This window comes from Pseudomonas aestiva (genome assembly GCF_039908605.1).
In the GTDB taxonomy this organism is placed as follows: Bacteria; Pseudomonadota; Gammaproteobacteria; order Pseudomonadales; family Pseudomonadaceae; genus Chryseomonas; species Chryseomonas aestiva.
The window spans coordinates 3,547,484-3,573,500 of record NZ_CP150916.1 but is presented as its reverse complement, the minus strand read 5'-3'; the positions used below and the strand labels follow the sequence as shown (position 1 = coordinate 3,573,500).

General features: G+C 68.1%; 22 protein-coding genes. 10 read left to right on the top strand and 12 right to left on the bottom strand.

What is annotated here, in order from left to right:
- Positions 1-26 precede the first annotated feature (26 nt).
- Complete coding sequence (locus AABM56_RS16600) at positions 27-584, bottom strand: TetR/AcrR family transcriptional regulator (RefSeq protein WP_133862653.1); 558 nt, start codon at positions 582-584, stop codon at positions 27-29.
- Positions 585-679: 95 nt separating this feature from the next.
- On the opposite strand from AABM56_RS16600, the gene AABM56_RS16595 reads away from it, so the two are divergent.
- Positions 680-1,861, top strand: coding sequence for an MFS transporter (locus AABM56_RS16595; RefSeq protein ID WP_133862654.1), 1,182 nt, complete (start codon positions 680-682; stop codon positions 1,859-1,861).
- On the opposite strand, the gene AABM56_RS16590 is transcribed toward AABM56_RS16595, so the two are convergent.
- Positions 1,858-2,796 (bottom strand): DNA/RNA non-specific endonuclease, encoded by a 939-nt coding sequence (locus AABM56_RS16590; RefSeq protein WP_347883510.1) that lies wholly within the window; start codon positions 2,794-2,796, stop codon positions 1,858-1,860. The two genes, AABM56_RS16595 and AABM56_RS16590, sit on opposite strands and share 4 nt — an antisense overlap.
- A 153-nt stretch (positions 2,797-2,949) precedes the next feature.
- Between AABM56_RS16590 and AABM56_RS16585 the strand changes: the two genes are divergently transcribed.
- A complete protein-coding gene (locus AABM56_RS16585) occupies positions 2,950-4,305 on the top strand; it encodes an OprD family porin (protein ID WP_133862656.1) in 1,356 nt (451 codons plus the stop codon).
- Between the two features lie 557 nt (positions 4,306-4,862).
- Here the strand turns inward: AABM56_RS16585 and AABM56_RS16580 are convergent.
- The 3 genes from AABM56_RS16580 to AABM56_RS16570 all read right to left on the bottom strand — a co-directional run bounded on the left by AABM56_RS16580 (position 4,863) and on the right by AABM56_RS16570 (position 12,186).
- Positions 4,863-9,995: a DUF4011 domain-containing protein gene (locus AABM56_RS16580; RefSeq protein WP_347883509.1), complete on the bottom strand. Its 5,133-nt coding sequence runs from the start codon at positions 9,993-9,995 to the stop codon at positions 4,863-4,865.
- A 140-nt stretch (positions 9,996-10,135) separates the two neighbouring features.
- The gene (locus tag AABM56_RS16575; protein WP_273861353.1) at positions 10,136-11,518 is read right to left on the bottom strand and encodes a heavy metal sensor histidine kinase; all 1,383 of its coding nucleotides are present in this window, start codon (positions 11,516-11,518) and stop codon (positions 10,136-10,138) included.
- Positions 11,515-12,186 (bottom strand): heavy metal response regulator transcription factor, encoded by a 672-nt coding sequence (locus AABM56_RS16570; protein ID WP_093254533.1) that lies wholly within the window; start codon positions 12,184-12,186, stop codon positions 11,515-11,517. The genes AABM56_RS16575 and AABM56_RS16570 overlap by 4 nt, the downstream gene beginning before the upstream one ends.
- A 120-nt stretch (positions 12,187-12,306) precedes the next feature.
- Here AABM56_RS16570 and AABM56_RS16565 point away from each other — a divergent pair, with 120 nt between their 5' ends.
- The 5 genes from AABM56_RS16565 to AABM56_RS16545 all read left to right on the top strand — a co-directional run bounded on the left by AABM56_RS16565 (position 12,307) and on the right by AABM56_RS16545 (position 16,360).
- Complete coding sequence (locus AABM56_RS16565) at positions 12,307-12,918, top strand: hypothetical protein (RefSeq protein WP_017640014.1); 612 nt, start codon at positions 12,307-12,309, stop codon at positions 12,916-12,918.
- A gap of 63 nt (positions 12,919-12,981) precedes the next feature.
- Positions 12,982-13,608, top strand: coding sequence for a cytochrome b/b6 domain-containing protein (locus tag AABM56_RS16560; protein WP_133862660.1), 627 nt, complete (start codon positions 12,982-12,984; stop codon positions 13,606-13,608).
- Positions 13,595-14,350 carry a molybdopterin-dependent oxidoreductase gene (locus tag AABM56_RS16555; protein WP_133862661.1) on the top strand — a complete coding sequence of 252 codons (756 nt, stop codon included), beginning with the start codon at positions 13,595-13,597 and terminating at the stop codon, positions 14,348-14,350. Before AABM56_RS16560 ends, AABM56_RS16555 begins: the two co-directional genes overlap by 14 nt.
- Positions 14,351-14,581: 231 nt before the next feature.
- Positions 14,582-15,463, top strand: a complete 882-nt coding sequence (locus tag AABM56_RS16550; RefSeq protein WP_133862662.1) for an NAD(P)-dependent oxidoreductase — start codon at positions 14,582-14,584, stop codon at positions 15,461-15,463.
- 69 nt (positions 15,464-15,532) lie between these two features.
- Positions 15,533-16,360, top strand: a complete 828-nt coding sequence (locus AABM56_RS16545; protein ID WP_133862663.1) for an AraC family transcriptional regulator — start codon at positions 15,533-15,535, stop codon at positions 16,358-16,360.
- Here the strand turns inward: AABM56_RS16545 and AABM56_RS16540 are convergent.
- Both AABM56_RS16540 and AABM56_RS16535 read right to left on the bottom strand, forming a co-directional pair.
- Positions 16,346-16,933 (bottom strand): LysE family transporter, encoded by a 588-nt coding sequence (locus AABM56_RS16540; protein ID WP_347883508.1) that lies wholly within the window; start codon positions 16,931-16,933, stop codon positions 16,346-16,348. The genes AABM56_RS16545 and AABM56_RS16540 overlap by 15 nt on opposite strands.
- Before the next feature lie 202 nt (positions 16,934-17,135).
- The gene (locus AABM56_RS16535; RefSeq protein WP_133862665.1) at positions 17,136-19,358 is read right to left on the bottom strand and encodes an ATP-binding protein; all 2,223 of its coding nucleotides are present in this window, start codon (positions 19,356-19,358) and stop codon (positions 17,136-17,138) included.
- A 251-nt stretch (positions 19,359-19,609) separates the two neighbouring features.
- Between AABM56_RS16535 and tadA the strand changes: the two genes are divergently transcribed.
- A complete protein-coding gene (gene tadA, locus AABM56_RS16530; RefSeq protein WP_133862666.1) occupies positions 19,610-20,113 on the top strand; it encodes a tRNA adenosine(34) deaminase TadA in 504 nt (167 codons plus the stop codon).
- Here tadA and AABM56_RS16525 read toward each other — a convergent pair.
- The 5 genes from AABM56_RS16525 to AABM56_RS16505 all read right to left on the bottom strand — a co-directional run bounded on the left by AABM56_RS16525 (position 20,110) and on the right by AABM56_RS16505 (position 23,806).
- Positions 20,110-20,508: a SufE family protein gene (locus AABM56_RS16525; RefSeq protein ID WP_133862667.1), complete on the bottom strand. Its 399-nt coding sequence runs from the start codon at positions 20,506-20,508 to the stop codon at positions 20,110-20,112. The two genes, tadA and AABM56_RS16525, sit on opposite strands and share 4 nt — an antisense overlap.
- Positions 20,505-21,713, bottom strand: coding sequence for an aminotransferase class V-fold PLP-dependent enzyme (locus AABM56_RS16520; protein ID WP_133862668.1), 1,209 nt, complete (start codon positions 21,711-21,713; stop codon positions 20,505-20,507). The genes AABM56_RS16525 and AABM56_RS16520 overlap by 4 nt, the downstream gene beginning before the upstream one ends.
- A 50-nt stretch (positions 21,714-21,763) precedes the next feature.
- Positions 21,764-22,798, bottom strand: coding sequence for a 2,3,4,5-tetrahydropyridine-2,6-dicarboxylate N-succinyltransferase (dapD, locus tag AABM56_RS16515; RefSeq protein WP_133862669.1), 1,035 nt, complete (start codon positions 22,796-22,798; stop codon positions 21,764-21,766).
- A gap of 73 nt (positions 22,799-22,871) precedes the next feature.
- Entirely contained in the window at positions 22,872-23,234 is a 363-nt protein-coding gene (locus AABM56_RS16510; RefSeq protein WP_133862670.1) for an ArsC family reductase, read from the bottom strand.
- A gap of 131 nt (positions 23,235-23,365) precedes the next feature.
- Positions 23,366-23,806, bottom strand: a complete 441-nt coding sequence (locus AABM56_RS16505; protein ID WP_064307427.1) for a YhcB family protein — start codon at positions 23,804-23,806, stop codon at positions 23,366-23,368.
- 185 nt (positions 23,807-23,991) lie between these two features.
- On the opposite strand from AABM56_RS16505, the gene AABM56_RS16500 reads away from it, so the two are divergent.
- Positions 23,992-24,627 carry an alpha/beta fold hydrolase gene (locus AABM56_RS16500; RefSeq protein WP_133862671.1) on the top strand — a complete coding sequence of 212 codons (636 nt, stop codon included), beginning with the start codon at positions 23,992-23,994 and terminating at the stop codon, positions 24,625-24,627.
- A gap of 33 nt (positions 24,628-24,660) precedes the next feature.
- Entirely contained in the window at positions 24,661-26,007 is a 1,347-nt protein-coding gene (locus AABM56_RS16495) for a tryptophan--tRNA ligase (protein ID WP_133862672.1), read from the top strand.
- The last annotated feature ends 10 nt before the right edge of the window (positions 26,008-26,017 follow it).

Below are 26,017 nucleotides of genomic sequence, written 5' to 3'. Positions count from 1 at the left end.
TCGTCGTTTAGGGGCCGGTGCTTTTCCTAGCGGTCTGGTCGCAGGACCCGGGCAAGCAGCTGCAGGCATAGCGCCAGGTCGGGGCGTTCGGCACCGAACAGGGTGCGATAGATCAGCGGGGCGACCAGGCCGTCGAGCAGGGCATCCAGGGTCGGCGCTGGCTCGCCACGCCGTTGGGCGCGTTCGAGCAGCAGCTCCAGGCGCTCTCGGGTCGGTTCGGTGCAGCGCACCGCGCACCCCGGATCGGTGGCGGCCAGGGCATCCCTGAGCATGGCCTGGCCAGGGGTGGAGGCAAGGTCGTCGACATAGTGTTCCAGCCAGCGTTCGAGATCGCCTCTGAGGCTACCGGTGTCTTCCGGCGGCTGGTCCGGGCGCAGGCGCTGCAGGTCGACGTCGGCCAGCAGGCTGGGCAGATTGCCCCAGCGACGATAGAGGGTCGAAGGCGTGACCCCGGCGCGCGCGGCGATCAGAGGGACGGTGAGGGCTTCCCGGGGCTGTTCCTGCAGGAGCGCCAGGACGGCCTCGTGGATGGCTTGCTGAACCCGGGCACTGCGACCACCGGGACGGGCTTGCTTGCTGGTCATGCTGACAGGATACCCGGCTCTTAACGCAAACGCATTGCTTTTGCTGCGGTAAGGGTTCAGGCTTTAAAGCAATTATTTAGCTTTAAGGTGCGGACATGTCTTCGCTGAACGGCTCTCCCGCCGCACGCCTGGCGCTGCTGGGCTCGGTGCTGCTGACCTTCCTCGCCGCGTCCAGCGCGCCGACACCCCTTTATGCCAGCTACCAGCAGGCCTGGGGCTTTTCCACCTTTTGGCTGACGCTGGTGTTCGCCATCTATGCCTTTGTCCTGCTGGCCGCCTTGCTGGTGGGCGGGCGGCTATCCGATCACCTCGGGCGCCAGCCGGTGATCCTGGCGGCGCTGGTGGTGGAAGCGGGTTCCATGCTGCTGTTCCATCAGGCCCACGGTCTGGCGGATCTGGTCCTTGCCCGCGCCCTGCAGGGCCTGGCGACCGGGATCGCCACCAGTGCCCTGGGTGCGGCGCTGCTCGACGTGGATGCCGAGCGCGGCCCCTGGTTGAACAGCCTGACGCCCCTGCTCGGCATGGCGGTCGGCGCGCTGGGTTGCGGTCTGCTGGTGGAATTCGCGCCGGCGCCGCTGCAACTGGTCTATCGGCTGTTCTTGCTGCTGTTCGTGTTGCAGGGCCTGGCGCTGCTGCGCCTGCCCGATCGCGTACCGCGCCGGCCGGGCCTGCTCGCCGCCTTGCGTCCCCAGCTGGCGGTGCCGCCCCAGGCTCGCGCCATGCTCTGGCGGGTATTGCCGCTGGAACTGGCGGTCTGGGCGGTGGGCGGCTTTTATCTGTCGTTGATGCCGGGGCTGGTCAAGGCGGCGACCGGTACGACGTCGATCCTGGTCGGCGGGGTGGTGGTGGCCGGTCTGACGTTCACCGGTGCGGCCTGTCTGCACGGCCTGCGTGGCTGGCCGCCCATGCGCCTGCTGCGCCTGGGCGCGGTCACCCTGGTGGCCGGTCCGGCCGTGCTCTGGTTGGCGGTGGCCAGCGGTCAGCTGGGTTTCTTCGCCCTGGGTACCCTGGTGACCGGCGTCGGCTTTGGCAGCGGTTTTCTCGGCGCCACCCGCAGTCTGCTGCCGCTGGCCGAACCGACCCAGCGCGCCGGGTTGCTGGCCGCCTTCTATGTGCTCAGTTACCTGGCGTTCTGCCTGCCCGCCCTGGCGGTCAGCGCCCTGGTGCCGCTGCTGGGCCTGGCCGGCGCCGCCGAACTCTATCTGGGCGGGGTGATCCTGCTGGCGGCGCTGGGCGTGCGCAACAGCCTGCCGCGCGCCTGCGTGCAGCCGGGCTAGAGCAGCATATCGGCTGGGCCGAAGATGGCCCGCTCGACGGGGCTGCCAGTGGCCCGCTCCTCATTGGAAAAGCCGTCATGGTCGCGCAGCGGGCCGAAGTCGATGCCGGTCAGCTGCTCGATGCGCAGGACGCTGCACTGGTAGGTGCGCAGGCGACCGAAGGCGATGGAGAGCTCGTCGAGTTCGCGCCGCTGGTCGATCAGATAGGCGCTGGCGGAGGGCTTGCCGTCGTCACCGAGAAAGGCCACCACCTTCCAGAAGGCCTCGGGAATCCGGGCCTCGCGATAGGGGCGGTCATCCGCGCGCAGGACCGGGCCGCTGAAGACGGTGATGCGCGCCTGCCAGCGCTGGGTGTTGTCGAGCAGATAGTCCTCCAGCTCCAGCCAGGTCCGCTGGTTGAAGGCGGCCATCTGCGGTGCGCAGTTGGTGAAGTGGAAGGTGTCGCGGTTGGCCTGGGTGGCGGCGGCGCCCCAGTTGGGGTCCTGGCGGCGCACCAGGTGGCCGCGGTCGAGCAGGTTGTCGACATAGAGTGCCTCGCCGAGCTGAGCCTCCAGCGGCACCCGGCCGTCGTAGGCCCAGGCATCGCGGCTACGGGGCACCTCGACGTGCTGGTCGCCGTCGATATTGACGCCGACCCAGAGCGCCATTCGCCGGCTGCGCGAGAGCGTGACCGAGAAGTGGGTGTAGTCCAGGCGATCGCCGGAGGCGGGCAGCGGATAGACGTCGCCGGCCAGGGCCGCGCTCGGACGGGGCCAGGGGACCTGGAAGGCGCCCAGGAAGTCGGCCTGGTAACCCTGGCGATCCGCCAGGCTGGCGGAGGGAGTGATGCGCGGCTCGGCGCTTCTCAGACCGGCGGGTTGCGCCGGCAACAGGGGACGCAGGTCGGGGAGGCGTGGGCGATAGGCGAGATCGACGGCAAAGGGCTGGCTGGGCATGGGTTATCTCGGGCGCAGAGGGCGAACCGTCAGCGCAGCACAGGAAGGTGACCGGACGATGACCACGGTCAGCGAAGTGGTATGCGCCGGCGCTAGCTGGCAAACTCGTTCGCGACCTAACGATTCCCACCGAGATCCCCGAGTGAACCGCCCATGAAGCTATCGCTGTTTTCCCCCCTTGCCCGTCGGCGTACCTGGCTGCTCGGCGTGCCCGGCCTGCTCCTCAGCGGCGCCGCCCTGGCCAGTCAGCAGTCCGATGCCAAGGGCTTCGTCGAAGACGGTGACCTGACCCTGTTGCTGCGCAATTACTACTACCTGCGCCAGAACGAGGGCGACGGCCATGGCGCCGCCGCGCGCAACAGTCGCGATCCGCGCAGCTGGACCCAGGCCTTCCTGCTCAATTACACCTCGGGCTTCACCCAGGGCACCGTGGGCGTGGGCGTGGATGCCTATGGCTACCTGGGCCTCAAGCTGGATGGCGGTGATGGCCACGCCAATACCCCGAACATGCCGGTGGACGGCGACGGCAGCCAGCGCAGCGAATTCAGCAAGGGCGGGGCGGCGGTCAAGCTGCGCGTCTCCAACACCGTGCTCAAGTACGGTGACCAGCAGCCCACGGCGCCGGTGCTGGCGGCGGGCGGCAACTGGCTGTTTCCCCAGACCGCCCGTGGCTGGAGCCTGGTGAGTCAGGAAGTCGATCACCTGATGCTCGAAGGCGGACACTTCACTGCCGCCACGGCGCCGCGCACCACCGGTTCGGACGGCGGCATCTTCGCCGGCTATGCCGGCGTGGAAGCGGCCTCGGCCAGCTATGCCGGGGGCGTCTACAAGTTCAGCGATCACCTCAGCGCCTCGCTCTACGCCGGGCACTTCGAGGACGTCTGGGACCAGTACTACGGCAACCTCAACTATGTCGTACCGCTGGCGGCTGAGCAGAGCCTGACCTTCGACGCCAACCTCTATCGCACCCTGGACGCTGGCAGCGCCAAGGCCGGCACCATCGCCAACACCGCCGGCTCGCTGGCTGCCGCCTTCCAGACCGGCGCCCATACCTTCACCCTGATCCACCAGCGTATCCATGGCGACCAACCCTTCGACTACGCGGTGTTCGGTGCGCCGGTGCCGGGGTCCTTCGGTGACTCCATCCTGCTCGGCAACTCGATGCAGTTCTCCGACTTCAACGGTCCGGGCGAGCGCAGCTGGCAGGCCCGCTACGACCTGGACATGGAAAGCTACGGCGTGCCGGGCCTGAGCCTGATGGTGCGGCATACCCGCGGCAGCGGCATCGACGGCAGCCACGTGGCCGCCGATTCGGCCTATGCCGGCCTCTATGGCGACGGCGACAAGGAACACGAGACCGATCTGGAAGCCAAGTACGTCCTGCAGAACGGCCCGGCCAAGGAGTTGAGCTTCCGCCTGCGCCAGGCCTGGCATTCCGGCAGCCAGAGCACCGGCGGCACCGTGGCCGAGACCCGGCTGATCACCGAGTACCCGCTGAATATCCTGTAATTGATCGCGCTCCGTAGGTTGGGCCGTTTAGGTTGGGTTGAGCGTCGCGAAGCCGAACAGTCCATTGGCCATCGGCATGCCCGGGAATGCCCTCACCCCAGCCCTCTCCCAAGGGGAGAGGGGGTAGTTCGGTGTGAGCAGGTGCCTGGTAGGTTGGGTTGAGCGCAGCGAAGCCCAACAGTCCTTTGGCTATCGGCATGTCCGGGAATACCCTCACCCCCGCCCTCTCCCAAAGGAAGAGGGGGTAGCCGCGTAGAGTGGATAACGGCGCAGCCTTATCCACGTCCAGGTGCAATTGATCGGTGGAAAACGCGGCGCGGTTTTCCACGCTACGGACGCCCTGGCAGCGTGATACCAGGGGGCAAGCCACCACCTGCGCCGGACCCAATCGCCCCCTCTCCCTCCGGGAGAGGGCTGGGGTGAGGGTTGCCCCCACCAACGGCGCCAGGGTCGAGCGCGGATCGTTGGGCTTCGGCGATAAGGCCGCCTCAACCCAACCTACGGGTGTGGGCCTGGTAGGTTGGGTTGAGCGCAGCGAAGCCCAACAGACCTCACCCTCAACCCTTCGTCCGCGACGCCTCCAGCAGCCGCTCGATCTCCCCATGCAATCGTTCGGTCGCGCCCGCGCGGTCGATCCACCATTCGGTGGACCAGACGCGCAGGAGCGTCCAGCCGAGGCCCTGGAGGATGGCGCTGCGGGTCTTGTCGCGGTCACGGGCGGTGGCGGCGCTGTGGTAGGTGGCGCCGTCGCATTCGATACCCACCAGGTAGTCGCCCGGGCGATCGGGATGGACGATGCCCAGGTCGATGCGGAAGCGCGACACGCCGATCTGCGGCACCACCTGCCAGCCCTTCGCCTCTAGCGCCTGGGCTACGGCTTCCTCGAAGGGGGAGTCGTGCCCACCCAGCGAACCCTTGACCGCCGCGGCCAGGGCCTGGGGGCCGCGCTGGGCGAATTCCAAGAACAGCTTGAGATCGCGCACGGCGCGGGCATTGGTGCGATTGAGGTCGATCAGCCCCGGATCGAAGGAGGAGAACACCAGCATCTCCCGCCGCGCCCGGGTCACGGCGACGTTGAGGCGCCGCCAGCCACCGTCCTTGTTCAGCGGACCGAAGTTCATCGACATCGTATTGGCGCCGGGCTCGGTGGGGCCGAAGCCGATGCCGAGCATGATCAGGTCGCGCTCGTCGCCCTGGACCGTTTCCAGGTTCTTCACCACCACCGGCTCGGCCAGGTCTTCGGCGAAGTGCGCCTCGATCTCCGGGTGCTGCTGGCGCGCGCGGTCGAGCAGGTCGGTGACCAGCCGCTGCTGTTCGCTGTTGAGGGTGATGATGCCCAGGCTGAGGCCGGCAAAGGCTGGATCGAGCAGGCGCTTGACCGCTTCGGCGACCATGGCCTGGGCCTCGATGGCATTGTGGCGGCCCTTGCCCTTGGCGTAGACGCCGTCCACCCGCCGCCATTCCACCGCGCTCGGACGGATCTCCGGGGCGGGAAAGGTGATGAGCTTGCCGTCGTAGTAGTGGTGGTTGGAAAAGGCAATCAGGCTCTCGTGGCGACTGCGGTAGTGCCAGTTGAGACTGTGGCTGTAGATGCCGGCGCCCAGGCATTCGTCGAGGATGCTTTCCAGGTCCTCGGCGGTGTCGTCCTCGCCGGCGGCGCGGTCGAAGAAGCGCGTTGGCGGCATCTGCCGGGGGTCGCCGGCGATCACCACCTGCACGCCGCGGGCGATGGCACCCACCGCGTCCCAGGGCGCGATCTGCGAGGCTTCGTCGAAGATCACCAGGTCGAACAGACCACCGTCCGGCGGCAGGTACTGGGCGATGGACAGCGGACTCATCAGCATGCAGGGCGCCAGTCGCGCCAGGGCGTCGCCCATTTCCAGGGCCAGCTGGCGCAGCGGCTTGTGTCGGCGCTGCTTCTGCAGTTCGTGCTTGAGCACGGCGAAGCCGCCGCCCTGACGCGCCGCGTCGTTCTTCGCTGGCAGGCCGTGGCAGAGCAGGGCGCGGATATGGCGCACGGCCAGGGTCTGCAGGCGATCGTCCAGCCGGCGATAGGCCTGGATATCGCTCTCGTGCTCGGCCGGGACGAAGTCGCGCAGCAGCGGCTCGGCGTCCAGCGCGGTGGCGGCGAACCAGCGGGCATAGGCGGTCTCGAACAGGGTTGCCAGGTTCTCGACCGGGGCAGCCGTGGCGCGCGCGATCAGAGTTGCCAGGCCGAGGGCATCGGCTTCTTCGCGGACGCGCTGCCAGTCGCACCACGCCTTAAGGCGACCCGGCTGACGCAGCAGCGCGGCAGCGGTACGCACCAGCTCGGCAGCGGTGGTGTCACTGGCCAATCCCGCCTGAGTGGCGAATGCCTGGCGGGCGGCTTCGGCCGCGTCGAGGGCCTCGGCGAAGGCGCCGCTGGCCGGGGCCAGGGTGGTGTCCACCGGCTGGTCCTCGGGATGCTGCAACCGGCGCGCCGCCGCCTGGCGCAGGGCCAGCAACTGCTCGGGCGTTTCCGCCAGGGGCGGCAGCGCCGCGCTCAGTCTTTCCGCCAGGGCGCGGCGCGCGAGCAGGGCGTCGAGATCGCTGGTGACACCCTGCCAGCCACTGATGCCAGCCAGGGTGGGCGTCAACTCGTCCAGTTCGGTGAGCAGGGTGCGCTGACGCCGCAGCCGCGGCAGATCGGCAGCCACATCGGGCTGACCCTGGGTTTCGCCCTGGCGGGCGAGATCCTGGGTGACCTGTCGCTGGGCGCGGCTGGCGAAGATCCAGAAGCGCTGCCCGGCGGCGTCCCAGGCGGTTTCCAACTGGGTCAGGGCGACACGGCGACAGGCTTCGGCGGCATAGGGCACCGACAGCTCGCGCTCCAGCGTCTGGTAGTCGCGCAGCAACTCCAGGGCGCGCCCCAGCTGGCGCTGACGCTCGGCAGCGCCAGGCCCGAAGGCGAAGGCCAGGTCCTGGCCAGCGGCGTTCTGCAGCAGCTCGGCGAAGTCCAGCAGGCGACGGGGCGCCACCTGGTCCGCCAGTGGCAGACCGAGGACATCGCGCAGGCGTTGCCGCGCCTGCTGCAGGACCTGTTGGGTGTCGCGCAGCCGTTCGGCGGCGCTGACTAGGGCATCCTGCCAGGCGTTGGACCAGGAATGGGCCGGCAAGAGCGCGAAATCCGCCGCCAGGCTGCGGCCGGTCTCGGCGTGCAGGGCCAGGCGCCGCACGGCGTTGCGCAACTCGGCCAGGCCCTCGGCGTCGTGGGCGTCGGCCTGGGACCAGGCGAGGCGCGGGGTATCGGGGGCGGCGTCGCGCAGTACCCGACCGATGCTCTGTTGCAGGGTCAGGCCGTTGGGCCAGCGCCGGTGCAGGCGCTCGACCACGGCATTGAGGCGATCGCGCAGGCGTTCCACCTCGGCGGCCTCGACCAGCCATTCCTCTTCGTCGAGGCCGTCGCGGGTATCCCAGGCGCGCTCCAGCTGCTTGAGCACCTCGGCCTTGGAGGCCTTGCTCGAATGCAGTTCCAGGCAGAACTCGCCAAGCCCCTGGGCCTCCAGGCGGCGATACACCACGTCCAGCGCCGCGCGCTTCTCGGCGACGAACAGCACCCGCCGACCGAGCGCCAGGTTGTGGGCGATCATATTGGCGATGGTCTGGGACTTGCCGGTGCCGGGCGGGCCGTCGAGCACGAAATCCTGGCCACCGGCCGAGGCCAGTACCGCCGCCAGCTGCGAGGAATCCGCTGGCAGCGGGGTGAAGAGTTCGGCCGGGGTCACCTGGCGATCCAGCTCGCGCTCGCGGGGAAAGCTGCCGCCGCCCAGGTAGGCGCCGGATTCCGCGGTACGTTCCAGCAGGTGGCGCACCAGTGGGCTTTCCAGCAGCTGGTCGCTGCGTTCGGTGAGGTCCTTCCACATCAGGTACTTGGCGAAGGAGAACTGGCCCAGCAGCAATTCGCTGCTGACCTCGAAGCCGGGCAGGTCGCGCACCGCACGCCGCACCCTGGTCCAGATGCCGTCCACGTCGATGCCGTTGCCATCGCCGGGCAGCGGGCCGTCGAGCCCGGGGATGTCCAGGTCGAAGTCGTGGCGCAGGAGCTCCAGCAGGGTCAGGTTGAAGCGCGGCTCGTCCTCGAACAGGTGCAGGGTAATGCCGCTGGCGGCGCTCTGCCGTTCCAGGCGCACCGGCAGCAGGATCAGCGGCGCGCGGTAGTGCTTGGGATCGTCGGCGGCCTTTTTCCAACGCAGGAAGCCCAGCGCCAGGTAGAGGGTGTTGGCGCCGCCCTCGTCGAGATCGCTGCGGGCGCGGCGATAGAGTTCCACCAGCGCCGCGTCCAGTCTTGTCGCATCCAGGGGGGCGGCCACCTCGCCGCGGGCCAGGGCGCCGCGGGCGTATTCGTCGTCGAGATTCTCGCGTTCGCGGGCCTCGTGCAGCACGGCGTCGCGGCCGCTCACCGCCAGGTCCGGCAGCGGCACCAGGCGCAGCGCCCGGCCCTCGGCCAGGCGATCTTCCAGCGCGGCCGGCTCGGGGCAGAGCAGGGGCACGCTGCGGGCGTTGTCCGGCACGTGCAGCAGGCGATTGCGGGTGGTGAGGTCGAGCAGCTTGCGCTGCCACAGCGCCAGGCGCCCGACCGGGGTGGTCGGCGCCGCCTCGACGTCCACGTCGAACGCCGGCAGCGGCGGGGCCTCTTCCAGGGCCTCGCCCGGCAGCAGCAGACCGTCCGCGTTGCTGGCCGGCTGGCCGGGCACCGCCAGCGGGCGGATGCGTTGCAGGCGGGCACGGCGGACGTCTAGGGCCAGTACGAAGGTCTCGTCGTCCAGCTGCCGCTCGGCCAGTTGCATGGCCTGACTGAAGGACGGCGGCGGCGAAGCGGTGGCCTGGGTGGTCTCGAAGACCAGCAGGTCCTTGAGCGCCACCCGCTTGCGCACCGGCTCGGCGTCGTCGGTGAGCAGCTGGGCGAATTCCTGGGGTTGCAGCCAGACCCCGGCGAAGGCATGGCCGCGGGTGATGACCAGCAGTGGATTGAGGCCGGCCTGTTCCAGCGCCGCGCAGGCGAGCAGGGCGAGATCCAGGCAGGTGGCCAGGCCACCGTCGAGGATGCTGCCCGGCGTGCGGATCTTCTGGCCCTGGCGCTCGAAGCTGGCGGGCGGCACCGCATAGGTCAGCTGCAGACCGCACAGCGCCGACCAGAGCGCCGAGCCCAGTTCCCAGACGCGCCGCCGCGAGCCGCTCTCGTACCCGTCCAGCGCCGTGGACTTGCCGGCGCGACGCAAGACCTCGGCGGCCGCGCCCAGCAGGCGATCCACCGCCGGATCATTGGGCATGACGAAGGCCGCCGCCAGTTCCGGCATGCTGTCCACGCCACCCCATTGGTTGCGTGCCAGCAACTCGACTGGATAGCGCCGCGTCTGCAGGATCGTCTCGCCCTGGCGCACCGTGAAGGTCAGCTGGGCGACCAGGCTCTCCTGCAGGCTGCCGAGCAGCGCGGCGTCGAATTCGAGGTCGCGATCATCGAGGTAGAGGGTGCCCTGGGGATCGAGGCGCTCCAGGTGCCAGGTGCGCGGGACCACGAAGGCCGGCTCGGCCGTAACCGTCAGACTGAGGTCGGCGAGGGCTTCCTGGCCACTGTGGGTGAGGCGCAATTCGCGCAGCACGGGCACCGCGTTCTGGTGCGCCGCGAAGCCGATCTTGCCGGCCAGCACCAGTTCGACATCCACGCTCATCGCCTACCACCCTTGCTTATTGCCTAAGGTAGATGAATGTACAGTAGTGGGCGGGTCGATGCAGCCCATAGCCCGCCTGGGCAAGCGGAAAAAGTCCTTTGGTGACGGGCGGTTGCGTGGTTTGAGCGATAGGTCGCGGTTCAGGCTGCCGGGGTCGGGAAGACCAGGCTGAAATGGATGCCTCGTTCATTCTGCTCGACCTCGGCACGACCGCCATGCAGACGCATGATCGCCGCGACGATGGCCAGGCCCAGGCCGTTGGAATCATGGGGTTGATGGCGGGAGGGATCGGCGCGATAGAAGCGGTCGAACAGCCGTTGCAGATGCGCCGGCGCCAGGGCGGGGCCGGTGTTGCTGACGCGAATACGCTCGCCCTCCGCCTGCAGGCGGATCTCGCCATCCGGTTCGGCGTAGCGGATGGCGTTGGCCACCAGGTTGCTCAGGGCGCGGCGCAGCATCAGCGGATCGGCGACCACCTGGCCGCCACCGGCCACCACCAGGCGCAGGCCGCGCTCGTCGGCCGGGCCTTCGAAATAGTCGGCGATGCGCGCCAGCTCTTCGTCCAGTTGCAGCGGCTGCGGGGTCAGCACCGCCTGGGCGTCGTCGGCGCGGGCGAGGAAGAGGATGCTCTCCACCAGCCGCGAGATGCGCTCCAGCTCTTCCAGGTTGGACGCCAGTAGCGTCTGGTAGTCCTCGCTGCTGCGCACCTGGCGCAGGGCGACCTCGGTATGGCCCATGAGGGCGTTGATCGGCGTGCGGATCTCGTGGGCGAGGTCGGCGGAAAACTGCACCAGCCGGCCATAGCCGTCGGCCAGCCGCGCCAGCATGGCATTGTAGTTTTCCACCAGCGGCTGCAGTTCGCGCGGGGCATCGGCCAGCTCTAGGGGCGCGGCCAGTCGGGTCGGGGTGATGCCGCCGGCATGGCGGGCGATGCGCCGCAGCGGCGCCAGGCCGCGCCGCAGCAGCAGATAGCCGAGCCCGGCGGTGGCGAGGAAGGCCAGGGTCACGGCGCCGAGCAGCCCCAGCCGGAAATCGGCCAGGGTGGTGTCCTCGTTGCGCAGCACATGGGCGGCGGTCAGTTCCACCGGGCCTTCGGGGGTGTTGACCGCGACCCGCGCCGCGCGCCAGCGGGTCCCGTCGGCCAGCTGGCCTTCGCGCAGATCGGCCCGGGTCGGTCGCCGCGTCTGTGGCACCACGGCCAGGTCGGGGAGGGCGATCTGCAGCGGATTGGAGGCGATCACCGGCTTGGCGCCCGGCGTGCCGATGAGAAAGACGTCCTGCTCGTTGCCCAGCATGTTGGCGAACAGCTGCGGACTGCGGCCCAGGGTTTCCAGCGACAGGTCGGCGCTGAGCAGGCTGCGAAAATGCGCGAGCCGGCCGAGCAGGGCGTAGTCGGCGCGCTCCAGCACGGTACGTTCCAGGCTGTGGTAGAGAAAGGCCCCCGCGCCGCCCACGGCGAGCAGCGCCACCAGGGCGAAACCCAGGGTGGCGCGCAGGATCAGCGAGGGTGACCGCGCGCTCAAGGCCGCACCTCGCAGACGTAGCCGATGCCGCGCACGGTATGGATCAGCTTGACCGGGTAGGGGTTGTCGACCTTGGCGCGCAGCCGCTTGATGGCCACGTCCACCACATTGGTGTCGCTGTCGAAATTCATGTCCCAGACCTCGGCGGCTATCAGGGTGCGCGACAGCACCTCGCCTTCACGGCGCAGCAGCAGGTGCAGCAGGGCGAATTCCTTGTTGGTCAGCACGATGAGGTCGTCACCGCGGGTCACCCGCCGTCGCAGGAGGTCCAGCTGCAGGTCGGCCAGGTGGAAGTGCTCGGGCTCGCGCACCACGCCACGGCGCAGCAGGGTGCGGATGCGCAGCAGCAGCTCGACGAAGGAGAAGGGCTTGACCAGGTAGTCGTCGGCGCCCAGCTCCAGGCCGCGGATGCGATCCTGCAGACCGTCGCGGGCGGTGAGAAAGAGCACCGGCACGTCGAGCTTCTTGCGCAGGACTTCCATGATCTGCCAACCGTCGATGCCGGGCAGCATCACGTCGAGGATGACCAGGTCGTAACGGCCGTCCAGCGCCAGGTGCAGGCCGTCGGCGCCGTGCTGGGTCCAGTCGACCGCGTAGCCGGATTCGCCGAGGCCCTTTTTCAGGTACTCGCCGGTCTTCTGGTCGTCTTCGATGAGGAGAATATGCATGACGTCATGGTAGGGCCTCCGGTCGCTTCGCTGGGTGACATTTTTGTCATTCGCCGGTCATCTTGCTGACCCCCCACGCGTCGCACTGTGGCGGGGCGATTCCCTATCCCAGGAGGTTTCATGCGTACCCAGACTCTGCTCCGCGGTTCCCTTGCCCTGCTGCTCGCCAGCAGCGCCCTGCTGGCCCAGGCCGCGCCCATGCCCACTGTCAAGCCCATGCGTGGCACCGTGGACAGCGTCCAGGGCGACACCCTGGCCTTCACCACCCGCAACGGTGCCCACCAGACCCTGATGCTGGATGACAAGACCAGCTACCGCGCCGTGTCCAAGGCCAACCTGGATCGCATCGAAGCCAACAGCTTCATCGGCTCGGCCGCCACGCCGCAGCCGGACGGCACCCTCAAGGCGCTGGAGGTGACGGTGTTCGAGGCCAGCCTGCGCGGCTCCGGCGAAGGCCACTACGGCTGGGAAAACGCCGATGGCAGCACCGGCACCATGACCAACGGCACCGTGGGCGAACTCAAGAAGGCCAACGGCCGTACCCTGACCGTGCAGTACAAGGGCGGCGAGAAGCAGCTGGTGGTGCCGGAAGACGTGCCCATCGCCTATGTCGAGAAGGGCGACCGCAGCCTGCTCAAGCCCGGCGCCAAGGTGGTGCTGTTCCCCGCCGAAGACGGCAAGCACGCCAAGGGCGTGGCTGTCGGTAAAGACGGTTTCACCCCGCCCATGTAAGCCCCACGCGGTCGCCTGGTTTGACGGCGACCGCCTCCATCTCGCGGTGAAGAGGGAAATGTCATGACCACCTCGCGACGGCGCCTGGTGCACCGCTGGCCGGTGCGCCTCACCCATTGGCTCAACGCCCTGGCGATGCCCTGCATGTTCATGAGCGGCTGGGCGATCTACAACGCCTCGCCGCTGTTCCCCTTCACCTTTCCCGCCTGGGCAACCCTTGGCGGCTGGCTGGGCGGCGCCATCGCCTGGCACCTGGCGGTCTTTTGGCTGCTGCTGGTGAATGGCCTGATCTATCTGCTCTATGGCCTTTTCAGTGGCCACTTCCGGCGCGATTTCCTGCCGCTGTCGCCCCGCGCCATCGGCCGCGATTTCGTCGCCGCCGCACGCCTGCGCCTGGGTCATCGGCTGGGCACCTACAACGCCGTGCAACGCCTGCTCTACTGGGGCGTGCTGGCGCTCGGTGTGCTGGTAGTGCTCTCGGGCCTGGCCATCTGGAAACCCGTGCAGCTGCAGGGATTGGCCGCTCTGCTCGGCGGTTTCGACACCGCCCGCTACGTGCACTTCTTCGCCATGGCCGGCATCGGCGCCTTCGTCGTCGTGCACCTGGCCCTGGTCATCCTGGTACCCCGCACCCTGCCGCCGATGATCACCGGTCGGGCGCATGAGGAGGTTAACGATGAGTCGGCGTGAACGTCTGCGCCTGGAGCCGGCGCAACAGCGGCAGGTGGAAAATCTGCAACGACGCCTGCTGCTCAAGCAGGGTCTGACGGTGGGCGCCCTGGCCATGCTCAGCGGCTGCAACCTGCAGGACGGCGATAGCGTCGACAAGGTGCTCTGGTCGATGTCGCGCTTCAACGACCGGGTACAGGCCTGGTTGTTCGGCCGCGAGCGCCTGGCGCCGACCTATGCCGCCAGCCAGATCACCAATCCCTTTCCCTTCAATGCCTTCTACCCCGAATACAACGTTCCGGAAGTGGACCTCAGCGACTATCGCCTGGAGGTCTCCGGCCTGGTCGCCAACAAGCAGGCCTGGACCCTGGAAGACCTGCGCCGCCTGCCGCAACGCGCCGACATCACCCACTTCATCTGCATCGAGGGCTGGAGCGCCATCGGCCAGTGGGGCGGGGTGCCCCTGCGCACCTTCCTCGAACGCATCGGCGCCGACACCAGCGCCAAGTACGTCGGCTTCAAGTGCGCCGACCGCTATTACTCCAGCATCGACATGGCCTCGGCGCTGCACCCCCAGACCCTGCTGGCGCTGGACTTCGGCGACGTGGCCCTGCCGCCGGACTACGGCTATCCGCTGCGGCTGCGGGTACCCACCAAGCTCGGCTTCAAGAATCCCAAACACATCCAGGCGCTGTTCGTGACCAACGACTATCCCGGTGGCTATTGGGAAGACCAGGGCTACAACTGGTTCAGCGGCATCTAGGGACAACCTCTGCTGCGCGTCGGCCGAACTGCGTTGAAAAGACCCTGGGTCGCCAGCCCGGCCTAGGCGGTCCCTGCGGAAGGCTCATTTACCACTCTCAAACTGCGCTTCCTCAGGTCTTCTCGTCTGGTCTGGCTCTAGCTCGCGAGACGTTGCCTAAGCTTCTGATGGCGGAACCCCGGCCTGGAGGTAGAGTCGAGATACCACCATCCTCTACCGGGAGCTCCCCTCATGTCCGCTCATCCCTCGATCGGTTTCATCGGCTTCGGCGCCATGGCCCAGCGCATGGGCGCCAACCTGCGCGAGGCCGGTTATACGGTCAGCGCCTATGCCGAACACCAGCAGGACGGCGAGCGCCATGGCACGCCGATGGAATCCCTGGCGACCCTGCTGCCCCAGGCCGAGGCAGTGATTGTCTCCCTGCCCAACGACGCCATTCTCGAACAGGTGCTGCTCGGCCCTGACGGCGTCCTCGCCCGTCTGGAAAGCGGTCGGCTGCTGATCAACACCAGCACCAATTCGCCCGCGCTGTCGCTGCGTCTGGAAGCGGCCGGCCGGGCCCGCGGTATCGCCGTGGTCGAGGCGCCGGTGTCCGGTAGCACGCCCGAAGCGGAAAAGGCGCAGCTGGTGGTCCTGGCCGCCGGCGAGCCCGAAGCGGTGGAGCGGGCGCGGCCGATCCTCGAAGTCCTGGGCAGGACCGTGCACCACGTCGGTCCGACCGGGCAGGGCGCGGCCATCAAGCTGGCCATCAACGGCCTGATGGGCGCAGGGCTCGCCGCCCTGGCCGAGGCGCTGGCCTATGCCACCCGCGCCGGCCTGGATGCCGAGGTGCTGTTCGAGGTGTTCGGCGACCTGGCGGTGCTCTCGCCCCATCACCAGCGCAAGCTGGCGGCGCTGCGCGACGGCGACTTCGCCCCGCAATTCCCGGCGGCGCTGATGCACAAGGACATGGGCCTCCTGCTGGCCGAGCTCAACGCCACCTTCCAGGGTGCGCCAACCCTGGCCGCCGCGGCGCAGCAACTGGCGCTGGGCGCCGAGCTGCATCCGGATGCCGATTACCTGATCACCGCCGACATCCTGCTGGAAGAAGCCGAAGACGCCGCCACCCGCTGACGCCTGGCTTTCCCCCTCTCGGGACGACGTCTAGACTGATCCGGTCCGTCGTCCCGGAATCCCTCCCACATGACCGCTAGCGGTGCCGTCCCCCAATTCTGGCGCGATCCCGCGCTGCCCTTCCTCGAAGCCCGTTCGATCCAGGATGGCCGCGCGCTGTGCTATGCCCCGCATTCCCACGAAACCTTCTCCATAGGTACCGTGCTGGGTGGGCGCAGTCGCTATCACAACGGCTCGACCCGCGAACTGGTGGGGGCGGGTACCCTGGTGCTGATGAATCCCGGTGACGTCCATGCCTGCAATCCGCAGGGCGAGGACGCCTGGCGCTATCGCATGCTGCACGTGGACGCTGGCTGGCTGGCCGAGCTGCAGCGCCCGGGGGGCGACGACTTCCAACCGCTGGCGGTACAGCTGTCCCGTGACGGCCAGCTGTACGCCGGGCTGGAAGCCCTGCATGCCTGCCTGATCGATCCAGAGAGCCTCACCCTGCAGCGCCAGAGTCAGGCGCTGCTGTATTTCGAGGCCGTACTGGCGCGCCTGGGTCGCACCCCGGTCGCGGTGGCGCGGGCCCGCGAGGATCGCCGCCTGAGGCACGCCGCCGAATTTCTCGATGCCCACTGCAGCGAGGGTGTCAGCCTGGACCAGCTCAGCCAGGTGGCGGATCTCTCGCCCACCCAGCTGATTCGCAGCTTTCGCCGGCGCTACGGCCTGACGCCCCACGCCTACCTGATCGACCGGCGCATCCGCCTGGCGCGGCAACGCCTGCGTCAGGGCGATGGCCTGGCCGAGGTCGCCCTGGCCACCGGCTTCGCTGACCAGGCCCATCTGCAGCGCACCTTCAAGCGCCTGGTCGCGGCCACCCCCGGTCAGTACCGCGCCGCGTCAGCCCTCCCATAGCAGCGAAGCGGCGCACAGCACCAGCAGCGCCGCGAGGGCGCGATTGAGCAGGCGCAGGCGGGCCGCCGACGGTGAATGGCCGCGCAGCCATTGGCCGGCCACCGCCCAGCAGGCCAGGGAGGCGAAGCAGATCACCAGGTAAAGACCGGCGAACAGCATCAGGCGCCCGCGATCTTCGCCGACGAACAGCGCTACCCCGGCCGCGGCGGCCAGCCAGGCCTTGGGATTGAGCCACTGCAGCAGGGCGCCGTCGCGAAAGCCCGGGCAGGCGGCCAGCGCGCTACTGCCCAGGTCCCCCGCGGCCCGTGCCAGTTTCCACGCCAGGTACAGCAGGAAGAGCGCGCCGGCCACGCGCAGGATCCAGAGCAGCGCCGGCCAGGCGGCCAGTACCTGGTGCAGGCCGAGGCCGACCGCCAGCAGCAGGACGACGAAGCTCAGGGTGGCGCCGGTGACATGCCACAGGGCCGGTCGCCAGCCATGGACAAGGCCGGTATTGAAGCCCACCAGATTGACCGGGCCAGGAGAAAGGGATGCCACCAGGGCAAAGGTGGCCATGGACAGGATCAGGGTCATCGCAAGGTCTCGACAGTTGTGGAGACCTGAACCTAGCGAGGGCGACCCCTGGCGGTATTGAAGAAAATGACCCTTCCGACCCGACGAAAGGCGGGAATTCGCAGCGTTTCGCTGACGTCCATTACAGCGAGCTTAGCGCTCCCCCGGTGGTTTCAACGTCGCTGTCGGCCACCGGGGCTTTCTCTTCTCGGATCCTGGCGCGCTAGGGTGCGATAGGCAGGGTAAATCTGAAGGTGCTGCCCTGACCCAGGGCGCTGGTGACGCTCAACTCACCGCCGTGGGCCTCGACGATGCCCTTGGCGATGTACAGTCCCAGGCCGTGACCGGTGGGATTGTCCTCCTGCACGTGCCAGAAGCGCTCGAATACCCGTGCCTGTTGCGCCTGATTCATGCCGCGGCCGTTGTCGGTCACGCTGATCTCGGCCAGGTTGCCGATCTGGCGCATGCTGAGTTGCACCAGACCACCTGGCGCGGTGAACTTGATGGCATTGCCCAGCAGGTTCATCAGCACCTGGAAGATGCGCTCGGCTTCCACCAGCACCTGGAGCTCCGGATCGGCGGCGTATTCCAGGCTGATGTTCTTGATCTCTGCCAGTGGCCGCGACAGCAGGATGGGTTGCGCGCAGACGTCCGCCAGGCGCGCCGGGTTGAGGTTCAGCGCCAGGCGATCCGACTCGATCTTCGACAGGTCCAGCAGGTCGCTGATCAGGGCGTTCATGCGGTTGGCCGCGGTCTCTATCACCTGCAGCGAACTGGGCAGGCGGTCATCGCCCAGCGCCAGCTTTTCCAGCTGGCGCTGCAGCATCCCGACCTTCATCAGGATGATGGTGATGGGGCTGCGCAGGTCATGGGAAACCGCCGCGACGATCTCGTCGCGCAGGCGCACCGCCTGGCGTTCGCGTTCGACCTGACGCGCCAGGTCCAGCTCGATGGCCGAGCGGCGCAGATCCTTGGCGGCAAATAGATCGGCCGGGCGCCAGCGCTCCGAGCGCAGGCGGACCAGTTCCTTCCAGGCATCGAAGGAACGCCGCGGATGCGGATAGTTGAGCCCCGGGCCCGGCGTGGGCGACGTGGCTTCAAGCTTGGCCGGATTACCACTCCAGACCACGGTGGTGACGATCTCCGGGCGGAACCAGAGCACCAGATTGCGCACCGGCTTGGGCAGCGCCAGTGCCAGGACGCCGCTGACCCGATCGCTGTAGCGACGGGCCTCGGGCAGTTCGTCGGCCAGGCAGCGGGTCGCATAGATGCCCGAGGCATCCATCTCGGCCGTCACCCAGGCGGCGAGGATGCGAATGTCTTCCGCGCTCGGGCATTCGCCCAGGGTGCTGAGCTCATCCTCCACCAGCACCGCGACACCGGCGGCATTCACCAGCTCCAGGAGATCGGTGGGTCTTTCGCTGAGGCCACTGAGTACCTCGCCACGGCTGTCGCACATGCCCTGGATCAGCGCCGCCAGTTGCGCCTCGCGCGCATCGATCTCGCGTTGCACCTGGCGGTTTTCCAGCGCGCGGATCATCAGCGACACCAGCACCCCGACCGAGCGGCAGGCCATCCGGGTACGGAAGGGCAGATAGAGCGGTTCGCGATGGCCACAGCTGATCAGTCCCCAGAGCTTGTCGTCGCTGATCAGCGATACGCTCATGGACGCACGCAGGCCCTGGTTGCGCACGTACTGACAATGGATGGGCGATACGCTGCGCAGCACGGCGTGGGTGAGGTCGATCGGATCCCGCCCGGTGCCATGCAGAAAGGCCGGTACCAGCGGGACCGCCTCGTACTGGGCGTCGGGGATGTTGCGAATCCAGTTCTCGTGATAGAGCGCGCGGGCCTGGGCAGGAATGTCGGCCGCCGGAAAGTGCATGCCCAGATAGCTGTCGATGTCGTCGACACGGTCCTCGGTCACCACCTGGCCATCGCCGCCGTCATCGAAGCGATAGACCACCACCCGATCGAAGCCGGTGAGGGCACGCACCTCGCGCACCGCACCTTCGCACAGCTCGGGCAGGGTGCGAGCCTGCTGCAGGCGGGCCAGAGCGCGCGCCAGCCCGGCGGGCTCGACACCGCCATGGTCGTCCGGCTCGAATTCCAGAAACACCAGGCCGCGGCTGCGATGCAGGATCACGTCCATGTCGCGGACCGGACGTGTCCAGCTCAGCGGATTGGCTTCTTCCAGATGCTCCAGGGTCAACGCCTGCCGCACCTGCTCGAACAGCTCGAGCGGCAGCACCTGCTGCAGTGGCCGACCCAGCAGCTCGACCTGCGGCTTGCCCAGCAACTCGGGCAGATTGCGGCTGACATGCTTGGTCAGCCACTCCGCCTCATCGAAGGCGATGAGGTAACCGTGTGCCTGGATGGCGCCTGGAATGCGGATCGGCTCGCTTTCGCAGCTTTGCAGCGACTGACCGGAAGGTACAGCAATCATGCGACTGTCTCAGATGAACTCTTGAATAGGACCGCACCAAGGCAGTCCTGTTAAAGCTTTAGCACCGAATGGCTGTGAATGTGATGCCGATCACGCACGGCTCCCAGACGTCGCACCAGTTTCGCATCGGCTGTATCCGATAACCATTATTGCGATCATTTTTTGCCGAAGGATTCATTCTTGGTGTCGGATCCCATGGCTGGCCTCCCGGGCTGACGGCGGTATCATGGCGCTTTGCGCAGAGTTCAGTCATGGCCCGCTTCCGCCCCTTGCCCATCATCGATCGCAGCCGGGATGACCTGTTCATGCGCGAGGCCCTGGTCCTGGCAGAGCAGGGCGCCGGACAGGGCGAGGTGCCGGTCGGAGCCGTGGTGGTGCTCGACGGAGAGGTCATCGGCCGCGGTTTCAATCGGCCCATCGGCGCCCACGATCCCAGCGCCCATGCCGAGATGGAGGCCATCCGCGATGCCGCCACGCGTCTGGCCAATTACCGGCTGCCCGGCGCGACGCTCTATGTGACGCTTGAGCCCTGCAGCATGTGCGCCGGCCTCATCGTCCACAGTCGCATCCAGCGGCTGGTCTATGGCGCCAGCGAGCCACGCGCCGGCATGGCCCAGAGTCGCGGGCGCTTCTTCGAGCAGGACTTTCTCAATCACCGGGTCCTGGTGGAAGGCGGGGTACTGGCCGAGGCCTGTGGCCAGGTACTGACCGAATTCTTCCGTGCGCGGCGCAATCCCGCGGCCAGCGAAGGCTAGGCCGCCAGTTCGCGCATCCGCGTGAGCACGGCGTTCAGGCCGTTGCTGCGCGATTGCGACAGCTGCCGTTCCAGCCCGAGTTCGCCCAGCCAGCCGTGGATGTCGAGGCGGCCCAGCTCTTCGCGGGTCAGGCCATTGGCGCGCACCAGCACCACGGCGAGCAGTCCCTTGAGCACCCGGGATTCGCTGCTGGCGCGAAAGAAGTGGCGATCCCCCTGGGCTTCATGGGTCAGGCGCACCCGACTCTCGCAGCCCTGCACCAGATCCTCGTCGCTTTCCGCGAGCACCGCCGGCAGGCGCTCGGCCCACTGCAGCAGCAGTCGCGAGCGCGCCTCCCAGCCCTTGGCGATGATGAAGGCGCGGCGCGCTTCCGCCGCATCGGGAAGCAGATTCATCGCAGCAGCTCCAGGGCGTTGTCCAGGGCAGTGAAAAAGCGCTGCAGGTCCTCGGCATCGTTGTACAGGCCGAGGGAGACCCGCAGCGCACCGGGGGTCTGCAGGGTCTGGAACAGCGGCATGGCGCAGTGCTGACCGGCGCGCACCGCTATGCCCTGTTCACCCAGCAGGTGGGAGAGGTCGCCGACATCGATGCCCGCGACCTGGAAGCTGGCCAGGGCGATCTGGGGTTCACCCAGCACCTGGACGCCGTCGCGGGCGGCCAGCCCGGCCAGGAGCTTCAGACTGAGCGCCTGCTCGTGACCGCGGATCAGCGTCTCGTCCTGACCCTGTAGCCAGTCGACCGCGGCGCCCAGGGCGATGGCCGCGCCTATGGGCGGCGTCCCGGCTTCGAAGCCCATGGGCGCGGCATGGAAGCGGGCGTCGGTGAAGGTGGTGTGCTGCACCATCTCGCCGCCGAACTGCCAGGGCTTGAGCCGCGCCAGGCCAGCGGCCTTGCCCCAGAGCACGCCGATGGCCTCGGGGGCATAGAGCTTGTGGCCGGAAAAGACATAGAAGTCGGCGTCGAAGTCGCCCGGGCGATGGCGGCCATGGACCGCGCCCTGGGCGCCGTCCACCACCAGCCAGGCCGGCGAGCGCGCCCGTACCAGGGCCGCGAGTTCCGCCAGTGGCTGCCAGGTGCCGAGCACATTGGACAGCTGGCTGACCGCGACCACGCGCGTTCGTGGGCCCAGCAGCCGCTCGGCGGCTTCCAGGTCCAGATGACCGCTCGGGGTCAGGGGGATGACCCTGAGTTCAAGGCCCCGACGCCGGGCCAGCTGCTGCCAGGGCAGCAGATTGGCATGGTGCTCGAGGGCGCTGATGAGAATCTCGTCACCCGCCGCGCAGGCGTCTTCCAGCCCATAGGCCAGCAGATTGAGGGCCTCGGTCGCGCCGCGGGTCAGCACCACCTCGTGCGGCGCGGCCGCGCCCAGCCAGGCGGCGATCCGTCCACGGGCGCCTTCGTAGGCGGCGGTGGTCCGCTCGGCGGCCCAGTGCTGGGCGCGGTGCACATTGGCTGCACCCAGGCTGTAGCTGGCCAGCAGGGCATCCAGCACCACCTGGGGCTTCTGCGCCGTGGCGGCGCTGTCGAGGTAGGTGATGCCGTCGGCGGCGAAGGCGGTGAAAGCCGGAAACTCGGCTCTCCAGGGAGAGGGTAGCGACATGGCGACAGCTCCGGGGTAGCCCGCGTGAGGCGGGCTGCCCGGTTGTGGACTCAGTTGTGCGCGTGCAGCGCTTCGTTGAGTTCGATGGCGGTCTTGTTGGTCTTGCACTCGACCGCGCCGGTTTCCGAATTGCGGCGCAGCAGCAGGTCGCTCTGACCGGCCAGTTCGCGCGCCTTGACCACCCGTACCAGCTGGTTCTCGTCATCCAGCACGGCGACCTTGGTACCCGCGGTCACATAGAGGCCGGATTCCACGGTGCAGCGATCGCCCAGCGGGATGCCGATGCCGGCGTTGGCCCCGATCAGGCAGCCTTCGCCGACGCTGATGATGATGTTGCCACCGCCCGACAGGGTGCCCATGGTCGAGCAGCCGCCGCCCAGGTCCGAGCCCTTGCCGACGAAGACGCCCGCGGAGACGCGGCCTTCGATCATGCCCGGGCCGGCGGTACCGGCGTTGAAGTTGACGAAGCCTTCGTGCATCACCGTGGTGCCTTCACCCACATAGGCACCCAGGCGCACGCGGGCGGTATCGGCGATACGCACGCCGGCCGGCACCACGTAGTCGGTCATCTTGGGGAACTTGTCCACCGAGAAGACTTCCAGCAGCTTGCCGCGTAGACGGGCTTCCAGCTGCTCGGCCGGCAGCTCGGCCAGGTCCACGGCGCCCTGGTTGGTCCAGGCCACATTGGGCAGCAGGGCGAAGATGCCGGTCAGGTTCAGCCCATGGGGCTTGACCAGGCGATGGGACAGCAGATGCAGCTTCAGGTAGGCCTCGGGGGTGGAGGCGGGTGCGGCGTCTTCGGCCAGCAGGGTGGCCACCAGCGGCTTGTTGCTTTCCGCCAGGCGGGTCAGCAGCGCCGACTGCACGGCATCGATGCCCTTGAGGGCTTCGGCCAGACCGCGGGCCTGGGCCGGAGCGAAGGCGATGGCCTGGTTGCCACCCTGGTACTCCAGCAGTGGCGCGACCGCCTCGACCAGCGCTGCCGGGGGATTCAGCAGAGGCTGTGCATAGAAGACTTCCAGCCAGGCGTCCTGGCGATTCTGGGTGCCGACACCGAAGGCGATACTGAAGAGGGCATTCGACATGAGACTGTTCCTTTGCAGAGGCACCGATCCGGTCGGTGCGAGATGTTCGGTAGTAGGGGCGGTGGCCGCGGAGTCAGTTCAGGGCCGCGGCATAGAGCTCGGGCTTGAAGCCCAGCAGGGTACGGTCGCCGAGATCGAGCACGGGTCGCTTGATCATCGAAGGCTGCGCCAGCATCAGGTCGATGGCCCTGGCGGTATCGAGGTCGGCCTTCTGGGCGTCGTCGAGTTTGCGGAAGGTGGTGCCGGCGCGATTGAGCACCTTGTCCCAGCCATGTTCCGCGCACCAGGCCGCCAGCCGTTCGCGGTCGATGCCGCTCTGCTTGTAGTCATGGAAGTGATAGGCCTGGCCATGCTCATCGAGCCATTGGCGGGCCTTCTTCATGGTGTCACAGGCCTTGATGCCGTAGAGGCTCAGGCCACTGGCCGCTGCGGGCATGGCGTTCTCCTGCGAAAGACTGCAACCGCAGATTATGCCATGACGGGCCGGAAAAGGGCCGGGCGTCGCGCCCCGAGTGACGAGGGCAGGCGCCGGAAAGCAGAAGGCCGGGGAGTCCCCGGCCTTGGCGATCAACCGCGGCTTTTCACGCCGTAGGTTTCGTCGAGGGTGCCGGGGGTGCCGTCACCCTTGGGCGCATAGTCCCGCGGCGCTTCGGTCGGACCGTCGATGCGCTCGCGACTGGACGGGTAACGCTGCTCGGCGCTGTGCAGCGAGGCCAGCAGGTGCTGACGGGTCAGCTCGTCCTGGGCAAGACGCTCGGCGCCTTCGGACAGGTGCGACTGCATGTCCTGGTAGGTCTGGGTGAGCTTGCGCACCAGGCCGGCGGTGGTGCTGAAGTGGCTGGTGACCTCGTGCTGGTAGTCGTCGAACTTCTTCTGCAGGTCATCCAGCTGGCGCTGCACGCGGCTCGGCGCGGCACCCGGCACCAGGCGCGCCAGCAGAAAACCTATCCCGACCCCGATCAGCAGCGCGATCAGGGGCAACAACCAGGTAGTGAGCGACTGTTCCACGAAACTTCCTCTATGAGCGGCTTTGCTTTACGGTAACGGCAGACCGGCGAGCCTGTACACTGGGTTGCGTCATCTGCCATTCGCTGGGCGTCATCATACCCCGCAGTCAGGCATCGCGCAGGATCGACCCTATCAAAATCAACTCCTTGGATGAGCACTGTTCGTCCGGGATCACGGAGTCAAGCGTGTCAGCCCGTGAACAATCCCTGCTGCTGGAGGGCCCCGCCGGCACTCTGGAAGCGCTGTACCAGAGCCCGGATGCCGCCACCGGCGCGGTCCTGCTCTGTCATCCCCATCCGCTCCATGGCGGCGCCATGCAGAACAAGGTGGTCGCCACCCTGCAGCGCATCGCCCGGGACGCCGGCCAGGCCACCCTCAGATTCAACTTTCGTGGCGTCGGCGCCAGCACCGGCGTGCATGCCGGCGGTGAAGGCGAGATCGACGATGCCGCGGCCGCCGTGGCTTGGTTGCGCGAGCGCCATCCCGACCTGCCGCTGACCCTCTGCGGTTTCTCCTTCGGTTCCTGTGTCGCCGCCTGCCTGGGCGGCCGCCTGGAAGGCGAAGGCGTGGCGGTGGAACGGCTGTTCATGCTGGCGCCGCCGGTGGAGCGTTTCGCGGTCGACGGTCGCCTGCCACAGCGGGGGCGCCTCACGGTGATCCAGCCCGAAGCCGACGAGGTGGTGACCCCCGAGCGGGTCTACGCCTGGTCCGCCGCGCTCGAACAGCCGCACGAATTGCTTCGCGTCGCCGAGTGCAGCCATTTCTTCCATGGCAAACTCGTCGAACTCAAAGATCTGGTCCTGCCGCGCCTGCAGGCCTGACCCTCGTTAGTCTCTCGGATTCCCAGCGCCTCCATGACCACTCGCATTCTCACTGGCATCACCACCACCGGCACCCCGCACCTGGGCAACTACGCCGGGGCCATCCGTCCCGCCATCCGCGCCAGTCTGGCCGCCGATGCCGACTCCTTCTATTTCCTCGCCGACTACCATGCCCTGATCAAGTGCGACGATCCCGCGCGCATCCAGCGTTCGCGCCTGGAGATCGCCGCCACCTGGCTGGCCAGCGGCCTGGATCCGGAGCGGGTGACCTTCTATCGCCAGTCCGACATCCCGGAGATCCCCGAACTGACCTGGCTGCTCACTTGCGTCGCCGGCAAGGGCCTGCTCAATCGCGCTCATGCCTACAAGGCCGCGGTCGACCGCAACCTGGAACAGGGCGAAGACCCCGACGCGGGCGTGACCATGGGCCTCTACAGCTACCCGGTGCTGATGGCCGCGGACATCCTCATGTTCAATGCCCTGCGCGTGCCGGTCGGGCGCGACCAGATCCAGCACGTGGAGATGGCCCGCGACATCGGTCAGCGCTTCAACCACCTGTTCGGCAACGGGCGCGACTATTTCGCCCTGCCCGAGGCGGTCATCGAGGAAAGCGTCTCCACCTTGCCCGGTCTCGATGGCCGCAAGATGTCGAAGAGCTACGACAACACCATCCCGCTGTTCGGCAGCGCCAAGCAGCTCAAGGACGCCATCGCCCGGATCGTCACCGACTCGCGCCTGCCCGGCGAGCCCAAGGATCCTGACAGCGCCCATCTCTTCACCCTCTACCAGGCCTTCGCTACCCCCGAGCAGAGCGCGGCCTTCCGCGCAGCCCTGCAGGATGGCCTGGCCTGGGGCGAAGCCAAGGGTCAGCTGTTCGAGGTACTGGATGCCGAGCTGGGCGAAGCCCGCGAGCGCTATGCGGCGCTGATCGCCCGTCCCGACGATCTGGAAGACATCCTGCTGGCCGGCGCCGCCAAGGCCCGCCGCGATGCCACGCCCTTCCTCGGCGAACTGCGCGAAGCCGTGGGCCTGCGCTCGCTCAAGACCCAGGTCGCTGCCGGCAGCACCAAGAAGAAGGCCAGCAAGACCGCCCGCTTCGTCAGCTTCCGTGAAGGCGATAGCTTTCGTTTCCGCCTGCTCGACGCCGACGGCACCGAACTGGCGCTGTCGGTCCCTTTCGCCGAAGCCAAGACCGCCGGCATCACCAGCAAGCAGTTGGTCGCGACGCCGGCCAGTGTCGTGGCAGGCGAGGGCAACGGCTTCCAGCTGCTGCTGGATGATCAGGTGATGGCTGAGGGCGTCGCCAGCGATTCCCCCGCCGCGCGCGATGCCCTGATCGAGCGCACTCGGGCCGCGCTCGCACAACTGGCCGAGTCCTAAAGGGCACCCG

Bases quoted from the DNA above. Each gene is read 5' to 3' on its own strand.
- AABM56_RS16565 (WP_017640014.1), top strand. From the start codon at position 12,307: ATGCGTACCCAGACTCTGCTCCGCGGTTCCCTTGCCCTGCTGCTCGCC.
- AABM56_RS16495 (WP_133862672.1), top strand. From the start codon at position 24,661: ATGACCACTCGCATTCTCACTGGCATCACCACCACCGGCACCCCGCAC.
- AABM56_RS16600 (WP_133862653.1), bottom strand. From the start codon at position 584: ATGACCAGCAAGCAAGCCCGTCCCGGTGGTCGCAGTGCCCGGGTTCAG.
- AABM56_RS16590 (WP_347883510.1), bottom strand. From the start codon at position 2,796: ATGCCCAGCCAGCCCTTTGCCGTCGATCTCGCCTATCGCCCACGCCTC.
- AABM56_RS16540 (WP_347883508.1), bottom strand. From the start codon at position 16,933: ATGACCCTGATCCTGTCCATGGCCACCTTTGCCCTGGTGGCATCCCTT.
- AABM56_RS16545 (WP_133862663.1), top strand. From the start codon at position 15,533: ATGACCGCTAGCGGTGCCGTCCCCCAATTCTGGCGCGATCCCGCGCTG.
- AABM56_RS16555 (WP_133862661.1), top strand. From the start codon at position 13,595: ATGAGTCGGCGTGAACGTCTGCGCCTGGAGCCGGCGCAACAGCGGCAG.
- dapD (WP_133862669.1), bottom strand. From the start codon at position 22,798: ATGTCGAATGCCCTCTTCAGTATCGCCTTCGGTGTCGGCACCCAGAAT.
- AABM56_RS16535 (WP_133862665.1), bottom strand. From the start codon at position 19,358: ATGATTGCTGTACCTTCCGGTCAGTCGCTGCAAAGCTGCGAAAGCGAG.
- AABM56_RS16520 (WP_133862668.1), bottom strand. From the start codon at position 21,713: ATGTCGCTACCCTCTCCCTGGAGAGCCGAGTTTCCGGCTTTCACCGCC.
- AABM56_RS16585 (WP_133862656.1), top strand. From the start codon at position 2,950: ATGAAGCTATCGCTGTTTTCCCCCCTTGCCCGTCGGCGTACCTGGCTG.
- AABM56_RS16570 (WP_093254533.1), bottom strand. From the start codon at position 12,186: ATGCATATTCTCCTCATCGAAGACGACCAGAAGACCGGCGAGTACCTG.
- AABM56_RS16525 (WP_133862667.1), bottom strand. From the start codon at position 20,508: ATGAATCTGCTTCCCGATGCGGCGGAAGCGCGCCGCGCCTTCATCATC.
- AABM56_RS16580 (WP_347883509.1), bottom strand. From the start codon at position 9,995: ATGAGCGTGGATGTCGAACTGGTGCTGGCCGGCAAGATCGGCTTCGCG.
- tadA (WP_133862666.1), top strand. From the start codon at position 19,610: ATGGCCCGCTTCCGCCCCTTGCCCATCATCGATCGCAGCCGGGATGAC.
- AABM56_RS16595 (WP_133862654.1), top strand. From the start codon at position 680: ATGTCTTCGCTGAACGGCTCTCCCGCCGCACGCCTGGCGCTGCTGGGC.
- AABM56_RS16550 (WP_133862662.1), top strand. From the start codon at position 14,582: ATGTCCGCTCATCCCTCGATCGGTTTCATCGGCTTCGGCGCCATGGCC.
- AABM56_RS16510 (WP_133862670.1), bottom strand. From the start codon at position 23,234: ATGCCCGCAGCGGCCAGTGGCCTGAGCCTCTACGGCATCAAGGCCTGT.
- AABM56_RS16560 (WP_133862660.1), top strand. From the start codon at position 12,982: ATGACCACCTCGCGACGGCGCCTGGTGCACCGCTGGCCGGTGCGCCTC.